16 protein-coding genes are annotated in these 19,402 nt (G+C 56.0%); 5 read left to right on the forward strand and 11 right to left on the reverse strand.

The genetic code is table 11. From position 1 onward, the window contains the following. Positions 1-53: 53 nt before the first annotated feature. From purD to ACJJIE_RS19310, 10 genes are all read right to left on the reverse strand, one after another. On the reverse strand, positions 54-1,358 hold the full coding sequence (gene purD, locus ACJJIE_RS19265; RefSeq protein ID WP_444892693.1) for a phosphoribosylamine--glycine ligase: 1,305 nt from the start codon (positions 1,356-1,358) through the stop codon (positions 54-56). Positions 1,359-1,549: 191 nt separating this feature from the next. After that, positions 1,550-3,121: a bifunctional phosphoribosylaminoimidazolecarboxamide formyltransferase/IMP cyclohydrolase gene (purH, locus tag ACJJIE_RS19270; RefSeq protein WP_444892694.1), complete on the reverse strand. Its 1,572-nt coding sequence runs from the start codon at positions 3,119-3,121 to the stop codon at positions 1,550-1,552. A 143-nt stretch (positions 3,122-3,264) separates the two neighbouring features. Beyond that, positions 3,265-3,573, reverse strand: coding sequence for a DNA-binding transcriptional regulator Fis (gene fis, locus ACJJIE_RS19275; protein WP_020411495.1), 309 nt, complete (start codon positions 3,571-3,573; stop codon positions 3,265-3,267). Then, positions 3,570-4,562: a tRNA dihydrouridine synthase DusB gene (gene dusB, locus ACJJIE_RS19280; protein WP_444892695.1), complete on the reverse strand. Its 993-nt coding sequence runs from the start codon at positions 4,560-4,562 to the stop codon at positions 3,570-3,572. Before dusB ends, fis begins: the two co-directional genes overlap by 4 nt. A 205-nt stretch (positions 4,563-4,767) precedes the next feature. Continuing rightward, positions 4,768-6,003 carry a DUF3426 domain-containing protein gene (locus tag ACJJIE_RS19285; RefSeq protein WP_444892696.1) on the reverse strand — a complete coding sequence of 412 codons (1,236 nt, stop codon included), beginning with the start codon at positions 6,001-6,003 and terminating at the stop codon, positions 4,768-4,770. A gap of 75 nt (positions 6,004-6,078) precedes the next feature. Further along, positions 6,079-6,960 (reverse strand): 50S ribosomal protein L11 methyltransferase, encoded by an 882-nt coding sequence (gene prmA, locus ACJJIE_RS19290; RefSeq protein WP_444892697.1) that lies wholly within the window; start codon positions 6,958-6,960, stop codon positions 6,079-6,081. A 149-nt stretch (positions 6,961-7,109) separates the two neighbouring features. Beyond that, complete coding sequence (gene accC, locus ACJJIE_RS19295) at positions 7,110-8,450, reverse strand: acetyl-CoA carboxylase biotin carboxylase subunit (protein ID WP_413664257.1); 1,341 nt, start codon at positions 8,448-8,450, stop codon at positions 7,110-7,112. 15 nt (positions 8,451-8,465) lie between these two features. Continuing rightward, positions 8,466-8,933, reverse strand: a complete 468-nt coding sequence (accB, locus tag ACJJIE_RS19300) for an acetyl-CoA carboxylase biotin carboxyl carrier protein (RefSeq protein WP_282934436.1) — start codon at positions 8,931-8,933, stop codon at positions 8,466-8,468. A 22-nt stretch (positions 8,934-8,955) separates the two neighbouring features. Further along, entirely contained in the window at positions 8,956-9,411 is a 456-nt protein-coding gene (gene aroQ / locus ACJJIE_RS19305; RefSeq protein ID WP_413664258.1) for a type II 3-dehydroquinate dehydratase, read from the reverse strand. A gap of 259 nt (positions 9,412-9,670) precedes the next feature. Beyond that, positions 9,671-11,473, reverse strand: a complete 1,803-nt coding sequence (locus ACJJIE_RS19310; protein WP_444892698.1) for a protein-disulfide reductase DsbD family protein — start codon at positions 11,471-11,473, stop codon at positions 9,671-9,673. A 120-nt stretch (positions 11,474-11,593) separates the two neighbouring features. Between ACJJIE_RS19310 and ACJJIE_RS19315 the strand changes: the two genes are divergently transcribed. From ACJJIE_RS19315 to ACJJIE_RS19330, 4 genes are all read left to right on the forward strand, one after another. Then, a complete protein-coding gene (locus ACJJIE_RS19315) occupies positions 11,594-12,322 on the forward strand; it encodes an N-acetylglucosaminyltransferase (protein ID WP_444892699.1) in 729 nt (242 codons plus the stop codon). After that, positions 12,319-12,780 (forward strand): copper chaperone PCu(A)C, encoded by a 462-nt coding sequence (locus ACJJIE_RS19320; RefSeq protein ID WP_413664261.1) that lies wholly within the window; start codon positions 12,319-12,321, stop codon positions 12,778-12,780. The genes ACJJIE_RS19315 and ACJJIE_RS19320 overlap by 4 nt, the downstream gene beginning before the upstream one ends. Positions 12,781-12,815: 35 nt before the next feature. Beyond that, positions 12,816-13,385: a YajG family lipoprotein gene (locus ACJJIE_RS19325; protein WP_444892700.1), complete on the forward strand. Its 570-nt coding sequence runs from the start codon at positions 12,816-12,818 to the stop codon at positions 13,383-13,385. 179 nt (positions 13,386-13,564) lie between these two features. Then, on the forward strand, positions 13,565-15,358 hold the full coding sequence (locus tag ACJJIE_RS19330) for a putative bifunctional diguanylate cyclase/phosphodiesterase (protein ID WP_444892701.1): 1,794 nt from the start codon (positions 13,565-13,567) through the stop codon (positions 15,356-15,358). A 51-nt stretch (positions 15,359-15,409) separates the two neighbouring features. Here ACJJIE_RS19330 and ACJJIE_RS19335 read toward each other — a convergent pair whose 3' ends face one another. Next, complete coding sequence (locus ACJJIE_RS19335) at positions 15,410-16,408, reverse strand: adenosine kinase (RefSeq protein WP_413664263.1); 999 nt, start codon at positions 16,406-16,408, stop codon at positions 15,410-15,412. A 385-nt stretch (positions 16,409-16,793) separates the two neighbouring features. Here ACJJIE_RS19335 and mrcB point away from each other — a divergent pair, with 385 nt between their 5' ends. Continuing rightward, positions 16,794-19,376, forward strand: coding sequence for a penicillin-binding protein 1B (gene mrcB / locus ACJJIE_RS19340; RefSeq protein WP_444892702.1), 2,583 nt, complete (start codon positions 16,794-16,796; stop codon positions 19,374-19,376). The last annotated feature ends 26 nt before the right edge of the window (positions 19,377-19,402 follow it).

Here is a 19,402-nt window from a genome sequence, read left to right on the forward strand (position 1 = left end):
ATTCTGCTCCCTGTGGGAGGCGACCGCTGATGAGCGGCCGCCGATGCCAGCTGTTAGTCCTGCTGCTCTGCAGAAACCTTTTCTCTTTGGACAGCGCGGTAGCCGATATCTTTCCGGAAGAACACGCCGTCCCAGTAGATAGCCCGAGCTGATTCATAGGCATTTTCCTGAGCTTCAGCGACGGTATCCCCTAATGCTGTAGCGCACAGCACCCGGCCACCATTGGTGACTACGCGCTCACCATCCAGTGCGGTACCGGCGTGGAAGACCTTGGCGTTGTCACTGTCTGCTTTGTCCAGGCCGCTGATGGCGTCGCCCTTGCGGTAGCTGCCGGGATAACCGTGTGCGGCAAGTACCACACCCAGGGCTGGGCGGGGGTCCCACTCAGCAGTGACAGTGTCCAGCTTCTTGTCCAGAGCGGCCATGCACAGGTCGACCAGGTCCGACTTCAGGCGAATCATAATTGGCTGGGTTTCCGGATCGCCAAAGCGGCAGTTGTACTCGATAACCTTCGGAGTACCGTCGCTGTCGATCATCAGACCGGCGTAAAGGAAACCGGTATAGGGCGTACCCTCAGAAGCGAGACCTTTAACGGTGGGTTCGATTACCTCTTGCATGATGCGCTGGTAAATGGTGTCGGTCACTACCGGTGCCGGGGAATAGGCACCCATACCGCCAGTATTGGGGCCGGTATCGCCATCGCCAACGCGCTTGTGATCCTGGCTGGTGGCCATCGGCAGGATGTTTTCACCATCCACCATCACGATAAAGCTCGCTTCCTCACCCTGGAGAAACTCCTCGATAACCACGCGGCAGCCGGCTTCACCAAAGGCGTTTCCAGACAGCATATCGCGTACGGCGAGCTCAGCCTGCTCTTCGGTTTCGGCAACGATTACACCCTTGCCCGCAGCCAAGCCGTCAGCTTTAACTACGATGGGCGCACCGCGCTCGCGAATGTAGGCAACCGCCGGCTCCACTTCGGTGAAATTGCGGTAGGCAGCGGTGGGGATCTTGTGGCGCTCGAGGAAGTCTTTAGTAAAGGCTTTGGAGCCTTCCAGTTGGGAGGCGCCTTTGCTGGGGCCAAAAATGGCGAGGCCACGGGCATTAAAGAAATCGACAACACCTTCTACCAGCGGTGCTTCCGGGCCGACAATCGTTAGCTCTACGCCGTTTTCCTCGGCGAAATCTGCCAGGGCGGCGAAGTTATCCACACCGATTGCGATATTTTCCAGCTTGGGTTCGCGGGCAGTGCCGGCGTTGCCTGGGGCAACATAAACGGTGCCGACATTTGGGTTTTGCGCTGCTTTCCACGCCAGGGCGTGCTCGCGGCCACCTGATCCGATAACCAATACGTTCATTCTTAAATCCCCCTAAGTCGACCGATCCGGTCCATTGCACAGGTTATAGGTGTGCTAGTTTAACGTGGAATTGATTCTGGGGCCTGAGTCTCGCCCCTGGATTCAAATGATTTGTGCGGGCTGGGAAGCATCGATACTTCCCAGCCCGTTGATCATAGCCCGCAACAGTAAGCATTTGCGGGCGCACGATCTTAGTGGCGGAAGTGGCGCATACCGGTAAATACCATGGCCATATTGTGCTCGTCCGCTGCGGCGATCACTTCTTCATCGCGCATGGAGCCGCCGGGCTGGATGACCGCCTGGATTCCCACAGCGGCAGCATTATCGATGCCGTCGCGGAAGGGGAAGAAGGCATCGGAAGCCATAACGGATCCTGCAACGGCGAGGCCGGCGTGCTCGGCCTTGATCGCGGCGATACGCGCGGAGTTTACGCGGCTCATCTGGCCTGCGCCCACACCCACAGTGCGACCCTCTTTGCCGTATACGATGGCATTGGATTTTACGAACTTGGCCACTTTCCAGGTAAACAGCAGATCGCGGATTTCCTCTTCAGTGGGCTGGCGCTTGGAGACCACTTTCAGGTCGGCAGCGGTGATCAGGCCGTCGTCGCGGTCCTGAACCAGCAGGCCGCCATTAACGCGCTTGTAGTCCAGTGCCGGGGTGCGCTCGCTGCTCCACTGGCCGCATACCAGCAGGCGCAGGTTCTTCTTCTCGGCAACGGCCTGTTTGGCCTCTTCGGAGACTGACGGTGCGATGATGACTTCAACAAACTGTCGCTCGACGATAGCGCGGGCAGTGGCGCCATCGAGTTCCCGGTTGAAGGCGATGATACCGCCAAAGGCGGATTCGCTGTCGGTAGCGAAAGCCAGGTCGTAGGCCTTATGAATATCTTCAGCAATTGCCACACCACAGGGATTGGCGTGTTTAACGATCACGCAAGCGGGTTGCTCGAAGGACTTAACGCACTCCAGCGCGGCATCGGTATCGGCGATATTGTTGTAGGACAGCTCTTTGCCCTGCAGCTGGGTGGCAGTGGAAATACTGGCCTCAGCTGGGTTGGCTTCGGTATAGAAAGCGGATTTCTGGTGCGGGTTCTCACCGTAGCGCAGGTCCAGTTTCTTGATAAATTGGCTGTTGTAGGTGCGCGGGAACAGCTGCTTTTCTTCGCCTTTAATGGCGCCCAGGTAATTGGCAATAGCGCCGTCGTAGCCCGCAGTGTGCTCGAAGGCTTTTACCGCCAGATCAAAGCGGCTGGTGTGGCTCAGGGCACCATCGTTAGCTTTCATCTCCTCGATGATATTGCCGTAATCGCTGGCATTGACCACGATAGTGACATCTTTGTGGTTCTTGGCGGCAGCGCGAACCATGGTAGGGCCGCCGATATCGATGTTCTCGATAGCGTCTTCGAGGGAACAGTAGGGCTTGGCAACGGTTTGAGCGAAGGGGTAAAGGTTAACCACCACCATATCGATCGGGGTGATACCGTGCTCGCCCATGATGGCATCATCGGTACCACGGCGCCCGAGAATGCCACCGTGTACTTTCGGGTGCAGAGTTTTGACACGGCCGTCCATCATTTCGGGGAAGCCGGTGTAGTCGGAAACTTCTACCACGGGAATACCCGCTTCCTTGAGCTGGCGGTGGGTTCCGCCGGTGGAAAGAATCTCAACCCCCATTGCGGAGAGCTGTTGAGCGAACTCTACAATGCCACTCTTGTCAGAGACACTAATTAGAGCGCGGCGGATGGAAACCTTGTCTGTCATTGCACTTGATCCAACTGGTTTTCGAAAAGGATGTTTAAAGGGTTTTAGCGGTTGTCCACTGTGGCAACAAAAACGCTGCCGGGAAAATAGCGAAGGGGGATGAGTTACCTCATCCCCCTTCAAAATTTCGCTCGGTGGGAAGCTTACAGCAGGCCGTAGCGCTTCAGCTTCTTGCGCAGGGTGCCACGGTTGAGACCTAGTAATTGCGCGGCGCGGGTCTGGTTGTGACGGGTGTATTTCATCACCACTTCGAGCATGGGCGCTTCGATCTCCGACAGCACCATGTCGTAGACATCGGTTACCATCTGGCCATCCAGGTGGCGGAAGTAGTTCTCCATTGCGTGCTCGACGGCATCGCGCAGGGACTGCTGCTGTGGCTGTGCCAGTTGAGTCTGTCCCCTGGAGGATACTTCTTCATTGCCAGTATCCGGAATTAATACTTCGTTGTTCATGCCGCTTGTGCCCCTCTCGTTATTCGGCGTTCAAACCACTCGTGAACGCTGGCATGTTGTACTTCTGCACTCTCTATTTGGAAAAAGGTCTTGCGGAAGGACTCGCTATCCGCGAGCGTCTTCAAGTACCAGCCCACATGTTTGCGAGCGATACGGACCCCCATCACTTCACCGTAGAATCGGTGTAGTTCGCCCAAATGGGCGAGCAAAATATTCCTGACTTCATCCAATGTCGGTTCGGGTAGCCGCTCGCCAGTGGCGAGATAGTGGGCTATTTCCCGAAAAATCCATGGTCGTCCCTGTGCTGCACGGCCAATCATGACCGCCGATGCGCCAGTGTAATCGAGCACCTCTCGGGCTCTCTCAGCACTGCAGATGTCGCCATTGGCAAAAACCGGGATTTTTACCCTGGATACAATTTCGGCAATGGTATCGAATTCAGCCTGTCCGTGGTAGCCACAGGCGCGAGTGCGACCGTGAACCGCCAGTGCAGCGATCCCGGAATCCTCGGCCATTTTGGCTACAGTGACGCCATTGCGGGAATCCGGGCACCAGCCGGTGCGGATCTTCAGCGTCACCGGGACGGAAACAGACTGGACCACGGCTTGAAGAATATCCGCTACCAGCTTTTCATCCCGCAGCAGGGCGGAGCCCGCTGCTTTCTTACACACCTTTTTTGCCGGGCAACCCATATTAATATCGATGATTTGCGCACCGCGACGAGCATTCTCCCGAGCGGCTTCCGCCATCATCTCAGGATCACCGCCGGCGATCTGCACCGATATGGGCGCCGCTTCGCCACCGTGATCCAGGCGCAAGCGGGACTTGCGGCTGTTCCACAGGCGAGTGTCCGAGGTCACCATCTCCGAAACCACCAATCCGGCGCCGAGTTCTCGGCACAACTGGCGGAAGGGGCGGTCGGTGACACCGGCCATGGGCGCCAGAATTACCGGGTTGTCGATAATATAGGGGCCAATGGCAGTAGACACGGTAGCTCCATTTGGGCTGTAGGAAGGGCAATCTGTGCCCCGGCAAAACAGCCGCCTATGATAGCGGCTGGCCCGTTAATGGCAAAGCGAAAAAGCGGGCAATTTGATCGATCACTGTTCATTTAGCCTGCTGAATGCGCAGGTTTGGTTGTTTATGGCGCCAAGTCCCCTTTGCTAAAAACTCAGCCGGGGTGCTTGTGTGCGCTCAGTGAGTGATGTTCAGCTCGTAGTTTACCGCTTCTGCACCGGGGTCAACCACCTCAATAGCGATATGAATGGGGCTGTTCTGGGGCATTAGTTTGCGTCCGGCCAACTCCCCCTGTAGGTACTCGTCCGGGGTAAACCGGCGACTGGCCACAGCCTTGTCCTTCAGGTCGCTGAAGTTCAGTAACAGGTTGGGGAAGGGTTGCGCGTAGGGGGCAGTATTTAGCAGCACTGCATCCACTACCAGGGCGCCCTGCAGCTGCGGGTGGGTGCGCACCATTAAGTTTGTGGCCTGGATCGCCCGGGTATCTTTTAGTTGGAGTAAGGTGCAGCCGAATAGTGGGCAGGCGGCAGCATAGAAGTCGCGCCAGGGCTGTTTGCGGCTGAGGCTATCGAACTGGAAGTATGCAACCTGAATCACTATGCCGAGGATCGATAGGGGAATCAATGCACGCCACAGCCAGGGAGAGGCTGTGCGTTTCTTTTTGGGGACTCCCCACGACATCTCCACAGGCGCGGGCTGGATGGCTGAGATCAATTGCTCCCGCTGCGGCTCTTCAGCAGTGGTAGATTCGCCACCGAAGTAAGGCTCCTGGCGGCTTTCCTCAGTGGGGGGAGGTGTATCTACAGACTCGGTTGATACTGCAGGCTCATTGTTGTCCCAGGACGGTTCCTCAGCGAGGGAGCTAGAATTTTCAAACTCCGGTACTTCAGGTTGGCCGTTGTACTCGGGCGAAGGGTCAGAATCAAAATCAGGAAGTTCTTCCCAGTCCGGCTTGAGGATTTTATCCAGGTCCTCTTCGGGTTCCGCTTCCTCTTCGGTGCGAGATGTTTCCAGCTCCTGCCACTCATGGTCGCCAAAGGCGTCACCAATTAATTCCTGCGCTGCTGCACTATATTCTTTTGGTTCAGATTTGGGCGCGCTGTCAGGTGCCCCCTCATTGGTTGCACTCTCCCGACCGGCAGTTTGATCTACAGCTGGTGGAGATGGCGGGGTGGCGGGTTCGTCCTCGTCGAGCTCGATATCGTCGTGGATCAGGAAGTCATCGTCTTCTAGCAAAGCCTCCAAATCATTGCGGCTCTCGCTATCACTTTCTGAGAAAACGATATTTTCGTCTGCGCGAAACACCTGCAGGCAAGACCCACAGCGAACGGCGCCGCGGGCAGCGCGCAGTTGCTGGTCATTAATATGAAATGATGTGCTGCAATGAGGGCAGCGGGTTACCAGTTGAGACATTCGACTAGAGCGCAGTTTATTTAGCAGCCAAGTTTATCAGCCCAAAGGGGTCCCGCGTAGTGCTCGGGAGCGCATTTAGCGCACCCGCTTGCCCGTCAGTCTGACCCATCCCTCGTGTTCGCCGTCAGAATCGAACTCAATCCATTCGCTGTAAGCATTTTTCACCTGCTCTGCCTGGGAACTGAGGATGCCGGACAGGCAGATTTTTCCGCCCAATTGAGTGAGTTGTATCAATTGAGGGGCGAGTTCTACCAGGGGACCGGCGAGGATATTGGCCAACATGACATCGGCGGCTTCGCTCGGCATTTGTTCTGGCAGGTAGACCGGGAAGCGCTCGGGGTCTATGTCGTTGCGCTGGGCATTGTCGCGGCTGGCGAGCAATGCCTGGGGATCGATATCGGTGCCGAGAACTCGCTCTGCTCCCAGTAGAAGTGCGCTAATCCCCAGAATACCCGAGCCGCAACCGAAGTCGATGGCACTCTTACCTGCAAGCTCCTGCTGTGCTAACCATTGCAGACATAGGAAAGTAGTTGGGTGCGTGCCAGTGCCGAAGGCTAGGCCCGGATCGAGCAGCAGGTTCACGGCGTCCGGTTGTGGTGGCTCACACCAGCTGGGGCAGATCCACAAATTGGGGCCGCACTGGATGGGTTTGTAGTGGGTCATCCACTCCCGCTCCCAATCCTTGTCCTCAAGTTGCTCCCAGCGGGCATTGGGCAACAATTCGCATAGGAAGGACGCTGCTTTTGCCTCGGTAACCGCGGTGTCGACTTCCGCATCGAACAACCCGGTGACCCGTGTTTGCTCCCATAGGGGCACCTCTCCGAGTCCGGGCTCAAGGATCGGTTGGTCAGCGTTGTCTTGCAGGGTGACAGATACGGCACCGGCAAAAAGCAGTGCGTCTTCGATTTTTTCCGCGTGATCACGGTCGGTGTCCACGCGGAGTTGTAGCCAGGGCATAATTATTCCGGAATTGTTATAGCGATATTTACGGCATTGTTGCGGCTGGGCCGCACCAGATAACGACGGTTGCCACGCCATCCTTGGCAAGGTTCAGTGTCGTAATGTTTGCCGCAATTCTCGCTAACTTTGCCCCGGCTGGCGAGCGCTTAAAGACCTAACTTCTTCTCCAGGTAGTGGATATTGACCCCACCCTTGGCAAAGTTTTCATCTCGTACCAACTCTTCCTGTAGGGGAATATTGGTTTTGATGCCGTCCACTACCAGTTCCGACAGGGCCACACGCATACGCGCCAACGCGGTTTCGCGATCTTCCGCATGGGTGATTAGCTTGGCGATCATGGAATCGTAGTTGGGGGGTACCGAGTATCCGGAGTAGAGATGGGAGTCGACCCGCACACCCAGGCCGCCAGGCATATGGAAGTTGTTTACCTTGCCGGGGCTGGGGAAGAAGGTCTGCGGATCTTCGGCATTGATACGGCATTCAAAGGCGTGACCTTTGATTACGATATCTTCCTGCTTCAGGGATAGCTTCTCACCGGCACAAACCCGAATCTGCTCTTTGATCAGGTCGACACCGGTTACCATTTCGGTAACGGGGTGCTCCACCTGGATACGGGTGTTCATTTCGATAAAGTAGAAGCGCTCATTTTCATACAGGAATTCAAAAGTACCCGCGCCGCGATAGCCGATATCGATACAGGCTTGTACACAGGACTCATGTACCTGCTCGCGCACCTCATCGGGAATACCCGGAGCTGGGGCTTCTTCCAAAACTTTTTGATGGCGGCGCTGCAGGGAGCAGTCGCGATCGCCCAGATGGATGGCGTTGCCCTGGCCATCGGCCATTACCTGGATCTCAACATGGCGGGGATTCTGCAGGAATTTTTCCATGTAGACGGTGCCGTCACCGAAGGCCGCTTGGGCTTCGGACTTGGTCACGGCAATCGCGTTCACCAGCTCCTCTTCCTTTTCCACCACGCGCATGCCGCGACCACCGCCACCGGCGGCAGCTTTAATGATGACCGGATAACCGATGCTGCGGCCGATCTCCATGCAGCGCTCGCTATTATCGGGCAGCGGGCCGTCAGAGCCTGGAACGGTGGGAACGCCAGCCTTTTTCATGGCGGCAATTGCAGACACCTTGTCACCCATCAGGCGGATTACATCCGGATCAGGGCCAATAAAGGTAAAGCCGCTCTTTTGCACCTGTTCGGCGAAGTCCGCGTTCTCTGCGAGAAAGCCATAGCCGGGGTGCACGGCTACTGCGTCGGTGATTTCCATGGCGGAGATCAGGGCCGGCACATTTAGGTAGCTCTGCGGGGATGGGTTGGGGCCGATACATACAGATTCGTCGGCCAGGCGTACATGCTTGAGATTGCGGTCTACCAAAGAGTGCACCGCCACAGTGGCGATGCCCATCTCTTTACAGGCGCGCAAAATCCGCAATGCGATTTCGCCGCGGTTGGCGATTAGGATTTTGTCGAACATTGTGACTTACCCCACTCAGACGATGGTCACGAGGGGCTGGTCAAACTCAACCGGTTGGCCGTCCTCCAGCAGGATCGACTCAATGGTACCGGCCTTGTCGGCTTCGATCTGGTTCATCATTTTCATCGCTTCGACGATGCACACAACATCGCCAACTTTGACCTGCTGGCCCACTTTCACGAAGGCCTCGGCGCCAGGGCTGGGGGCAGCGTAATAGGTGCCTACCATCGGGGATTTTACCGCGTGTCCGCTGATAGCCGGCTTGGACTCTTTTTCAGCTGGGGCAGCAGGAGCGCTGGGCGCCGGAGCAGCGGGGGCGGCAACCGGTGCGGGAGGCGCGCTGTAAATCGGTGCAACGGGTTGGGCTGCGCTGCTGACGCCGCGACTGATGCGCACGGACTCTTCGCCTTCTTTGATTTCCAGCTCGCCGATATCCGATTCTTCGAGCAGCTCAATCAATTTTTTAATTTTGCGGATATCCATAGTTATTTACTCGCAGTTTGATTCATTGTTGTGCAGGTGTGGCATCCAATTGGTGGATGGCTGCCTGTAAGGCCAGGGTGTAGCTGTTGGCGCCAAAGCCACAGATTACGCCGCAGGCAAGGTCAGAAAGATAGGAATGGTGTCGGAAAGCTTCCCTGGCATGGGGATTGGACAGGTGAAGCTCAATAAACGGGATGGCAACGGCTGCCAGGGCGTCGCGCAAGGCGACACTGGTATGGGTGAACGCAGCGGGATTGATCACGATAAAGTCGACCCCACTGGTCGCCGCCAGGTGGATTCGTTCGAGCAGGGCTGATTCACTATTGCTCTGCAGGGCTTCCAGTTCGTGGCCGGCGGCGTCGCACTGGCGCTCGGCGGCTTCATTGATATCCGCCAGGGTGGTAGACCCGTAGATGTGCGGTTCGCGACTGCCTAAAAGATTTAGGTTGGGGCCGTGAAGGAGAAGAAGTTTAGCCATAATTCGCCCTGAAGAAAGTTGCCGAAAACCCATATAAAGTGGGTTAAAATTGGCTATCTTGCGGGCAAACTCGAAATTTCGGCCTAGCTGCCCGAACTCATTAACCGAGTCTGCCGCAAAAGTGACTCCCTGTCCATGCCAGACTCGGAGTTTATCGAAGTTAGCAGCAGTTCGGCGATATTGGGCAAAAAATTAGTTCAAAATATCCGGGCTGTGGCCTGTTTACCTTGGGTTATTGGCTACAAAGGCGCCAAAAACTCTACTGAGTCACCCCAGTGCTCAAAGGGGAGCCCACAGCGTTCTCCAATTCCTGTAGTAAATCATCTTGAGACAATATTTGCGGCAGTATTTTTGCGTCGCCCCCATCGGCGGGATAGAGGAGATACAGCGGCACACTGGTACGCCCGTATTTGGCCAATAATTCGCTGATTCGCGGATCCTGGTTGGTCCAATCGCCTTTCAGCGCGACCACGTTGAGGCGCTCCAAAGCATCACTGACCTCGGTGCTCGACAGCACAGCTTTCTCATTCATCAGGCAGGTGATGCACCAGGCCGCCGTCATATTGGCCAGAACTGCACGCCCCTCACTGCGTGCAGTCTCCAGTCTCTCTGCCGAATAGGGCTCCCAGTAATCGCTGCTGGACAATTGTTCAGACTGATTGATGGTTTTCAGTTGCGGAAGTAGAAAAACTGCCAAGGCCAGGGAGGCCAGGGCCAGGGAACCGCGCAGCCAGTGCCATTGCGGACGCGGCCAAAGCCACAGGGCAAATGCAATGGCTACGGCACCAGCCAGTACCAGGGCAACTCCATCCCCCCCGGCTTGTCGGCCCAGAACCCATAGTAGCCATACCGCAGTGAGATACATCGGAAATGCCAACAGCTGCTTTAGGCGATCCATCCAGGGGCCGGGTTTGGGCAGCTTTTCGGCTAGAGCGGGGATATAGGTCAACAACAGGAAGGGGGCCGCCATACCGGCGCCAAGGGCGGCAAAAACACTTAGCGCAATTAGTGCGGGCTGCGTAACAGCAAACCCCAGTGCGGAGCCCATCAGCGGCGCAGTGCAGGGGCTGGCCACCAGGGTTGCCAGCGCGCCGGATGCCACAGAGCCCGACAACCCCTGACGTTTATTCAGGTTGCCGCCAATACCCATTAGGTTACTGCCGAGTTCGGTCATTCCAGACAGGCTCAACCCCATGATAAAAAACAGGTAGGCGAGTGCTGCCACCAACCAGGGGGATTGAAGCTGGAAGCCCCAGCCGACAGCCTCTCCGCCGGCGCGAAGGGCGAGCATCACAGCGGCGATAGCCACAAAGCTCAGAACTACGCCCAGTGTATAAGCCCAGCCGTGGTGGTGCCTTTGGCTTGCATTTTGTGCTGCCTGGCTCACTGCCAGTAATTTAATCGACAGTACTGGGAAGACACAGGGCATCAGGTTCAGGATCAGGCCACCGGCAAATGCGAGAAGCAGCGCCAGTGATAAGGTGACATTGCTACTGCCGGCGGAACCGCCAGCACTCGCTGGCGGAGTGGGCGCGCCTGTAATTAAGGCGCTGTCCTGCGGTTCTATATCCTGACTGGCAAAATCCACACTGTAGTAACGGGTCTGAGGTGGATAGCAAAGGCCGGCATCTGCGCAGCCTTGATAGTGGAGCTCCAGTTGGGTAGAACCGCTGGTTTCAGGGATGTCCAGGGCAAATTCGAGCTGGCCTCGGTAGACCTCAGTCTCTTTCTCGAAATAGTCGTCCCAAATAACTTCACCGGTTGGCAGGTTCAGGGGGATGGGAGTTTTTTCACCATTATCGACCCTGTACAGCGCCAGTTTTTCGCGATAGAGGTAGTACTCTGGGGCAATCTGGAAGAGTGCGCTGAGGCCGTTGGCATCAAAGAGCAGGTCCTGCTGATAAGCTTCATCGACCGGCAGGAAAGTGTTTTCCTGGGCGCTGCTCAGCGAGGCAAAAGGGTTATCGGAATTCTGCGCTGTAGCTCCAATGCTGGTTATGGCCAGCAGGATTGTCAGCAGAACGAGGAAATTTTTTCGGAAACTTTTGGTCATCACAGCCATAGATGAAAAAATTCATTATAGTCGGGCGCATAGTTCAGACTGCTGCACCAGACGGGGGTTCAGTCGCCGCAGCAGTATAGCGACGCCAGTGGTACAAAAAAACAACAATAGGGGATTGTTTTGCCGTCATTTGAACGCCTTCACAGCCTTGGGGTTTTACTGCTACTGGCATTTTGCCTGGGGGCCTGCTCATCCAATAAGCCCGCACCTAAAACGGTTGTCCCTCCTCCCGCCCCTAAAAAGACGCCATCCCAAGACCAGGTTCGGCGCAACAATATTTCCTTTTTTTTGAGTCTTGCGGAACAGGCGCTACGCAAAGGGCATCTAACCCAGCCTGCCGGCGCCAGTGCCTACGACTATTACCTGCGTGTATTGCAACTGCAACCGGATAACAGCAAGGCAGAAACTGGTATTCAAACCATTGTGGTCACCTATGTTGAGCGGGCGCGGGACGCCCTGCGTCGCAGGGATTTTGGGGAGGTGAATACCCTGTTGAAACGGGCCGAGATGTTGGCCCCGGCCAATCCGCTGGTGGCTGAAGTGCGTACACAGTTGGTCCGCGAGCGGGGGAGAGCGCAGCTCGATTTACCGCAAGGGGAGGTGATAGATCTGCCAGCCGGTGAACTTGCAGCAAGGTCTGCCGGGCTGGTGGAACAGTTGCAGCGAGTAGCGGGCAGGATTCGCAGCGAGCAGCTGCGCGTCATTATCGTAGCGCGCAGTGATGCTGAGGGCCGTTGGGTTTATCAGCAACTGCGGGAGGCTGTGCCCGGGTATCGGGTACGTGGAGATATTAAAGTCGGGAATCCGGCGAAACTGATTCTGATTAAGCCCAGCGGAGGGGCACCATGAAAAAAGTATTGGCATTTGCCTTCTTAATCACCGCACTTCTTGTGTCTAAAGGCGCCTATTCCATAGGAATTACGGCAGAGGGGTATGCCCGGGAAACACCTCCCGGGCCTTCGATGAGCGCTGCCTTTGTGTCGCTGCACAACACTGGTGATTCGAGTCAGGTACTCACAGGTGTGGAGTTGCCGGGTGTTGAGCAGGCTTCGGCAGACCTGCATACCACAATATCGGAGAACGGAATAAACCGGATGCGCCCGCTGGATCAGCTGACGATAGCCGCCGGGGCAAGTGTAGATATGGCTCCCGGTGGAGTTCACTTAATGATTAAAGGTCTGCGCTTGCAGGCGGGGGAAGAGTTGCCGTTGCGACTGCTTTTTGCCGATGGCAGCAGTGTAGATATTCTTGTGCCAATAGTTCGGATGAGTGATGAGGGTGAGCACCACCACCATCACCATGGCTGAATTGGCAGTTTTTTTGAAGTGAGGGGGAATTAAACATGAAGAAGTTATTGGTTTTTGCCGGTGCGCTGCTACTCAGCGCTTGTGCTCACAGCCCGCTGCAAATTTGGCTGCAGCCTCAGGTTCAGGTTGCTCCTGAAGCGATAGGCGAAGGCTTTAGTATGAGTGTGATGGGAGTTAATGAACTGCCCTCTGGCGGCTTGGGATCATTGGGAGGTGTTTATGCGGATACTGCTCAGGTAAGTATTGGCAATGACGCTGGTGAGGCTATTGCAGCGGGATTGCGTGAGGGTTTTTCAAATTGGTCATTTCGAATTACCGATACCGCGCCGGAAGTTCAGGTGATCGCAAAATTGGTAAAACTCACCTACAACAGTCCAAATACGGTTTATACCACTGAGATTGACACCGCTGCTGAAATTCACCTGGAAGTGAAAATTGGTCCTCGCACTTATTTCGGCACTTACAGCGCTTCCGGCAAAGATCGGAACCTGGTTAAGCCCAGTCGTGAAGAAGTCCAAAGTCGTGTGAATGGACTGCTTAGCGCAACCTTGCAGAGAGTATTTGAAGACGAGAAATTAAAAAATTTCTTGCGCAGCAATCTGTGAATGTGCAATTTATACATTTGCAGAAAAAACTCGGCTGGGAGGCTGGATAATTGAATAAAATCGGCGATCGTGGGCGATGATGTCGGTAACCTTTTTCGGTTATGGCATGTCGCAAGGCACCTCCCCGCTACTGGGAAAGGTTTGCGCTTTGCTCTGTTGTGTTTTGAGTGAGTTTTCCCGTGACGCTGTTTAATCCAGAGGCGGCAAGTTACCTCGGCCCCCTCGCCCAGCTGGAAGAGGGGCTGCGCCCCTGTGAGCAGATCAGTTTACAGGCGGCGGAGGCGGCTCTCGGTGAAGTTGCGGATGGTGTCATTGTCACCGATGCTGCGGGCACGGTGGTTTACACCAACCCCCTGGTCAACGAAATGACTGGGGACCTGGTTGGACTGCTGCCCGGCCAGCCACTCAGTGAAGGTTTGCGCCTGTGCAATAGCCGGGGCGATGCGATAGAGCCGATACTACCCGCATCCAGTGACCTGGGTGAAGTACCCAGAACCAGAGAGTTTAATGCCTGTATTGAGCGCCCTGGGGAAGAGCATGTCCCACTTGAAGTGACCGTGCAGGTAATGGCTCTTTGGGATATGGGGGTGCTTAAAAATTATGTTTTGGTGCTGCGGGATACCTCTGCCGCACGCCGGGTTTCCACCCGCCTTATGTGGCAGAGTAGCCACGACGCCTTAACCCGACTGCCCAACCGACAATTCTTTGAGAGTGAGCTGCAAAGCCAACTCAGCCTCTGTGTCGATAAACGCCAGCACCATGTATTACTCTACCTGGATGTTTATCAATTCAAAGTTATTAACGACACCCTGGGCTTTGTTGCCGGGGACCAGTTGTTGGTTCAGTTGGTGGAGTTAATCAAGCGCTGCCTCTCCAGCGACGATCTATTTGCCCGAGTCGGCAGTGATGAGTTTGCGATACTACTGCGCGACTGCACCCTGGAAGAGGGTGGTCGTGTGGTGGCTCGGCTGCGCGACTCTGTACAGAACTTCAGTTTTTTCTGGGAGGGGAATGACAACCGGGTCGCGGTGTCGATCGGTGTTGTTGGAGTCGATCACTTTACCCCCAATGCCAGCCAATTACTGGCGTCGGCCAATGATGCCTGTTGCAGTGCCCGGGAGCAGGGCAGAAATCGCGTTAAGCTGTTTGGCGACTCCCGCAAGGTATTGGAGAAGCGTCGCGAGACCACTTGGGTTGCGGAAATTCACGCGGCTTTGCGGGAAGATCGCCTGATGTTGTACCGACAGCCAGTGGTTTCACTAAAGGGGGACCGCAATGTCCACCACTATGAAATCCTGGTGCGGATGCGCGGCCGTGATGGTGGAGTGATTTCACCGGGGCTGTTTTTGCCAGCCGCAGAGCGCTACGGCTTGATCGAGGAAGTGGACCGTTGGGTAATTCGCCGGGTCTTTGACTATATGGCCCAGGAGCAGCGCCTGGGGATGGGCGGAATTAATTATGCGGTCAATATTTCCGGCATCAGCCTGGGGGATGAGACCTTTGCTGATTTTGTGCTGCAGTCTTTGTCCGATGCCGGTGTAACGCCCTCGCGGGTTCAATTTGAAATTACAGAAACCAGCGCCATCAATAATCTTGAACGAGCCCTGATATTTATCCACAAGCTGAGAGCCGCCGGTTGCAGCTTTGCCCTGGATGACTTTGGTCGCGGTGTTTCCTCCCTGGCTTATCTGCGCCAGCTGCCGGTAGATTTTCTTAAAATCGATGGAAGCTTTGTGCGCAATATGCTCGAGGATGAAATTGATAGCGCAATGGTGAGCACTATTGATCACTTGGCGAAGAGAATGGGTATCAGCACTATCGCCGAGTATGTAGAGAGCCCGGAGTTAATGGAAAAATTGAGCCAGATGGGGGTGGACTATGCCCAGGGGTTCGGTATTTCCGCAGCGACGGGGCTACCGGAGCTGGATAGCTACCCGGGGATGCTCCACCATTCCAGAGGGCCCAAGCCTTAGGGGCCCCTGGAAATCATGTGTCTATAGATAACTGCTACTAGGCAATTACTATTAAACAACCGGTGCGAGTAATTCGGAGTGCTGCTCGGCCTCTAGTCGCGGGCCGTATTGGCTCACCACCTGGGCGGCAGCGCGGCAAGCGAGTTCGCCGGCTTCGGTAAAACTCATTTCGCGGTTGATACCGTAGAGGAAAGCACCGGCAAACATATCGCCTGCGCCGTTAGTATCGATGGCGCGGACTTCGGGACTCTCTATGCGGTGAACGTCGTTGCCGTCCCATAGCAGTGCGCCATCGGCGCCCAGGGTAATCGCGAAACTGCGGCAGTAATCGCGCAGCGCTTCAACGGCGCCCTCCACAGAGTCGGTACCGGTAAAGCCCAGAGCCTCATCCCGGTTGCAGAACAGCATATCCACACCGCCGCCAATCATTTCCCGCAGCCCTTCGCCGAAGAACTGAACCATAGCCGGATCAGACAGGCTGAGAGCGGTTTTAACTCCGTGGGCTTCGGCTTCTTCGCGAAGCTTGATCGCTGCGGCACGGCCCGTTTCAGAGGAGACCAAGTAGCCTTCGATATAGGCCCACTTGGAGGCGGACAGTGCATCGCTGTCCAGTTCAGCGACTGAGAGCTGTTCACTCATTCCCAGATAGGTGTTCATACTGCGTTCGGCATCCGGGGTGATAAGCACCAGGCATTTGCCGGTAGTGCCCTCATCAGCTTGCTTCAGTGTTTCGGGGTAGTCGACCCCGGCGCTGTTAAGGTTGTTTCTGTAGAAATCACCATTCTCGTCAGCGGCAACTTTGCACGAATAGAAGGTGCGGAGACCGAAATAGCTGGCAGCAATGACTGTATTGGCACCGGAGCCACCGCAAGCCAATTTGGCAGTGACCATATGGTTTTGAAGGTCGTCTACCAGCTGTTGCTGACGGGCATCATCTACCAGGGTCATGATTCCCTTTTCCACGCCAAGGCTGCTCAAATCCTGGTCCGACACTTCGATTTCTGTATCGAGTAGGGCGGCACCTATGCCGTAGAGATCGTATTGCTGCATATCATTCCTATTCGGGCTTATTGTCTACATTTCCGCCGCATTATGGACGTGATTTTGCCAAGTGCAAGGCATTGGGGAGGGCTGGCGACAGCAAACCCTCACATAGGCGCTTGTTACATCTTGGTGAACTTATAGGCGGTTGCTGCGGTCAATCCTCGCACAGGTGTAAATAGCACCTTCACGTAAACCTCCAGGTGATAGATACTGCCAAGCCTGGATTTTAGCCCGCTAATTGAGTGGGCCCGCCAGTGTTGAAAGGCACTGGCAGCAAGATACCAGCGGAGCTGCCACCTGCTGGTACCCTGCCTTCGACTCTTCGATTGGGGCTGGTTAGGTCTCATGAGTCGCTTGATGTACTGAGTTGGCAGCGGGACTGAATCCTCATATGGCATCAACGAAACGCCGGCGCGTCAGAGCGTCAAAGCCCAAACGACGATATCGCTGGCTCAAGCTGCTAGTGCTTTTAGCCCTGGTGGGCTCCCTGGCGCTGGCAGCGTATATGGCTTACCTGGATGTGCAGCTGCGCGAGCGACTGGATAGCCGTCAATACCAACTCCCCGCCCGAGTCTATGCTCGCCCGCTGGTGCTGCGCGAGGGTATGGCAATGCATCCGGATGAGTTGGAGTCCGAATTTGCTGCCTTGAATTACCGCAAGCAGGGCACTCTGAGTGAGCCTGGTTCCTGGGTTCAGGACGGAATGAATTACAAGGTCTGGCGCCGGGACTTTATCCATGCCAATGGCCGCCAGCCTGCTGCAGTGGTCTCCTTCCGTCTGCGCAATGATCAAATCAGCGGCCTGCGTGATGACAATGGCCGAAGCCTGGCAGAGTTTCGCCTGGACGCAGCTAATATCGGCTCTCTACTGGGGGGAGGCGATGACCGCAATCCAGTGCGTTTCGATGATATTCCTCCCTTGGTAGCCAATACCCTGATTGCTGTTGAGGACCAGGACTTCCTCAATCACTTTGGTGTTTCCCCTCGCGGTATTGCCCGGGCCATGGTGGCAAACGCAAAAGCCGGACGATTGGTACAGGGTGGCTCCACAATTACCCAGCAGTTGGTCAAAAATATCTTTTTTGACCATAAGCCCAGCCTGAGGCGTAAATTCAACGAGGCCCTGATGGCCATCCTGATGGAGATGCACTACGACAAGCGCTATATCCTGCAGGAATACATCAACGAAGTGTGGTTGGGTCAGCAGGGTGCCAGAGGTATTTATGGCTTTGGGTTGGCCTCTGAATTCTATTTCCAGCAGCCCCTGGATACCTTGGAGCCCCATCAGGTAGCGCTGTTGGTGGGGCTGGCGAAAGGTGCGTCTTACTACAACCCCTGGCGCAATCCCGAGAGAGCACTGCAAAGGCGCAATACCGTGCTGGAATTGATGCTGGAGCAGGGGCTGATTACCCAGGAGGAATTCCAGAAGTATTCCGCCAAGCCTCTGGGGGTGGTTAAGGGTGGTGTCGGTGCGCAGAATCCTTACCCGGCCTTTACTGAGCAGCTGTTGATTGAATTGCGTCCCTACTACTCCTACGAGGAATTGCGCACTTCGGGTTTACGGGTTTACACCACCTTGGCCCCTTCGGTGCAGAAGTTGGCTGAGGCGTCCATCAGTCAGGGCGTTAGCCAGCTGGAGAAAGACCGAGGGATCAAAGCTAATTCACTCCAGGCCGCGACAGTATTGTTGGATAATCGCAACGGCAATGTGCTGGCCATGGTGGGAGATCGGAACCCGGACTACCCAGGCTTCAACCGGGCGCTGGAAGCCCGCCGCCAGGTGGGCTCCCTGATTAAGCCGGCTGTGTTTCTCACTGCTCTAGAGCGACCGGAAGAGTACAACCTGGCCACCCTGATCGATGACGCCCCGGTGAGAATTGAAGAGGCGGATGGCGATGTATGGATGCCGCAGAACTTCGATAAGCGCGCTCACGGACAGATACCGCTTTATATCGCTCTGGCCAAGTCCTATAACCTGGCGACGGCCCATTTGGGATTGGATCTCGGCCTGCAGAATGTGCGCCAGACGATTCGCCGCCTGGGTGTTGAATCCAGGCTCCCCCGAGTGCCGGCGATGTTGCTTGGTGCTGTTGAGATGACCCCGTTCGAAGTTGCCGGTATGTACCAGACCATCGCGAACAATGGTGAGACGGTACAGCCGCGCACACTGCTGGCGGTTTCTGATGCCCAGGGCGGCCGTGTACAGCACTTCCGCCGCAAGGCTAATCGCGGTGTCGACCCCGTTCCAGCTTACCTGTTGCGCTGGGGGCTGGAGCAGGCCATGCGTGAGGGTACCGGACGCCGCTCCGCCAAGCGCTTGCCAAGTAGTATCGCCTTTGCCGGGAAAACCGGAACCACTAACAATAACCGCGATAGTTGGTTTGCGGGCTTCTCCCCGGAAGTAACCGCCGTAGTCTGGCTCGGGCGCGACGATAATGAGCGCACGCGCCTAACTGGCTCTACCGGCGCACTGCCGATCTGGACGGAGATTATGCGCAAGCTGCCCCATCAACACGGACCGGCAGAGATGCCCCGAGGAGTGGAGCTTAAGTCAGTGAACTCCCGGGGGCAGTTTATGGACCCGGATTACTGTCGCGGTGGTTATGAGATTCCTTTCTCCTACGAAAGCCAGCTGCAACCGGCGCCGGAATGTCGGGGGCAGAATCGCTGGCGCTGGTTCCGCAATCTATTTGGCAATGGTCGCGACGAAGCGGCTCCCAGAGAGGAGATGAGTCCCGGTTGGGGGGTGGATACCAGTGAGCAGCAGATGCGCGATCAGCGCCGCCAACAATTGCAGGAGCAACTTCGAGGTGACGATGCGGAAGAGTTTGGTGTAGATCCCGAGTATGGCTCCGGTTATGAAGAGGAGCCCCTGGAGCTGCCAAGAGATAATACTTTTGGCGGGAGGGCTCACAGCGTACCGGTAGAGGAAGCCCAGCCGGTGGGGCCTGACCTGGAAGATCAGTGGCCCTAGGGAAGGTAGCGCGCGATTGAATCGCG

It is taken from the genome of Microbulbifer maximicatervae (SeqCode) (assembly GCF_052467325.1).

Bases quoted from the DNA above. Each gene is read 5' to 3' on its own strand.
- aroQ (WP_413664258.1), bottom strand. From the start codon at position 9,411: ATGGCTAAACTTCTTCTCCTTCACGGCCCCAACCTAAATCTTTTAGGC.
- ACJJIE_RS19325 (WP_444892700.1), top strand. From the start codon at position 12,816: ATGAAGAAGTTATTGGTTTTTGCCGGTGCGCTGCTACTCAGCGCTTGT.
- accC (WP_413664257.1), bottom strand. From the start codon at position 8,450: ATGTTCGACAAAATCCTAATCGCCAACCGCGGCGAAATCGCATTGCGG.
- ACJJIE_RS19310 (WP_444892698.1), bottom strand. From the start codon at position 11,473: ATGGCTGTGATGACCAAAAGTTTCCGAAAAAATTTCCTCGTTCTGCTG.
- purH (WP_444892694.1), bottom strand. From the start codon at position 3,121: ATGACAGACAAGGTTTCCATCCGCCGCGCTCTAATTAGTGTCTCTGAC.
- purD (WP_444892693.1), bottom strand. From the start codon at position 1,358: ATGAACGTATTGGTTATCGGATCAGGTGGCCGCGAGCACGCCCTGGCG.
- accB (WP_282934436.1), bottom strand. From the start codon at position 8,933: ATGGATATCCGCAAAATTAAAAAATTGATTGAGCTGCTCGAAGAATCG.
- fis (WP_020411495.1), bottom strand. From the start codon at position 3,573: ATGAACAACGAAGTATTAATTCCGGATACTGGCAATGAAGAAGTATCC.
- prmA (WP_444892697.1), bottom strand. From the start codon at position 6,960: ATGCCCTGGCTACAACTCCGCGTGGACACCGACCGTGATCACGCGGAA.
- ACJJIE_RS19285 (WP_444892696.1), bottom strand. From the start codon at position 6,003: ATGTCTCAACTGGTAACCCGCTGCCCTCATTGCAGCACATCATTTCAT.
- mrcB (WP_444892702.1), top strand. From the start codon at position 16,794: ATGGCATCAACGAAACGCCGGCGCGTCAGAGCGTCAAAGCCCAAACGA.
- ACJJIE_RS19335 (WP_413664263.1), bottom strand. From the start codon at position 16,408: ATGCAGCAATACGATCTCTACGGCATAGGTGCCGCCCTACTCGATACA.
- ACJJIE_RS19320 (WP_413664261.1), top strand. From the start codon at position 12,319: ATGAAAAAAGTATTGGCATTTGCCTTCTTAATCACCGCACTTCTTGTG.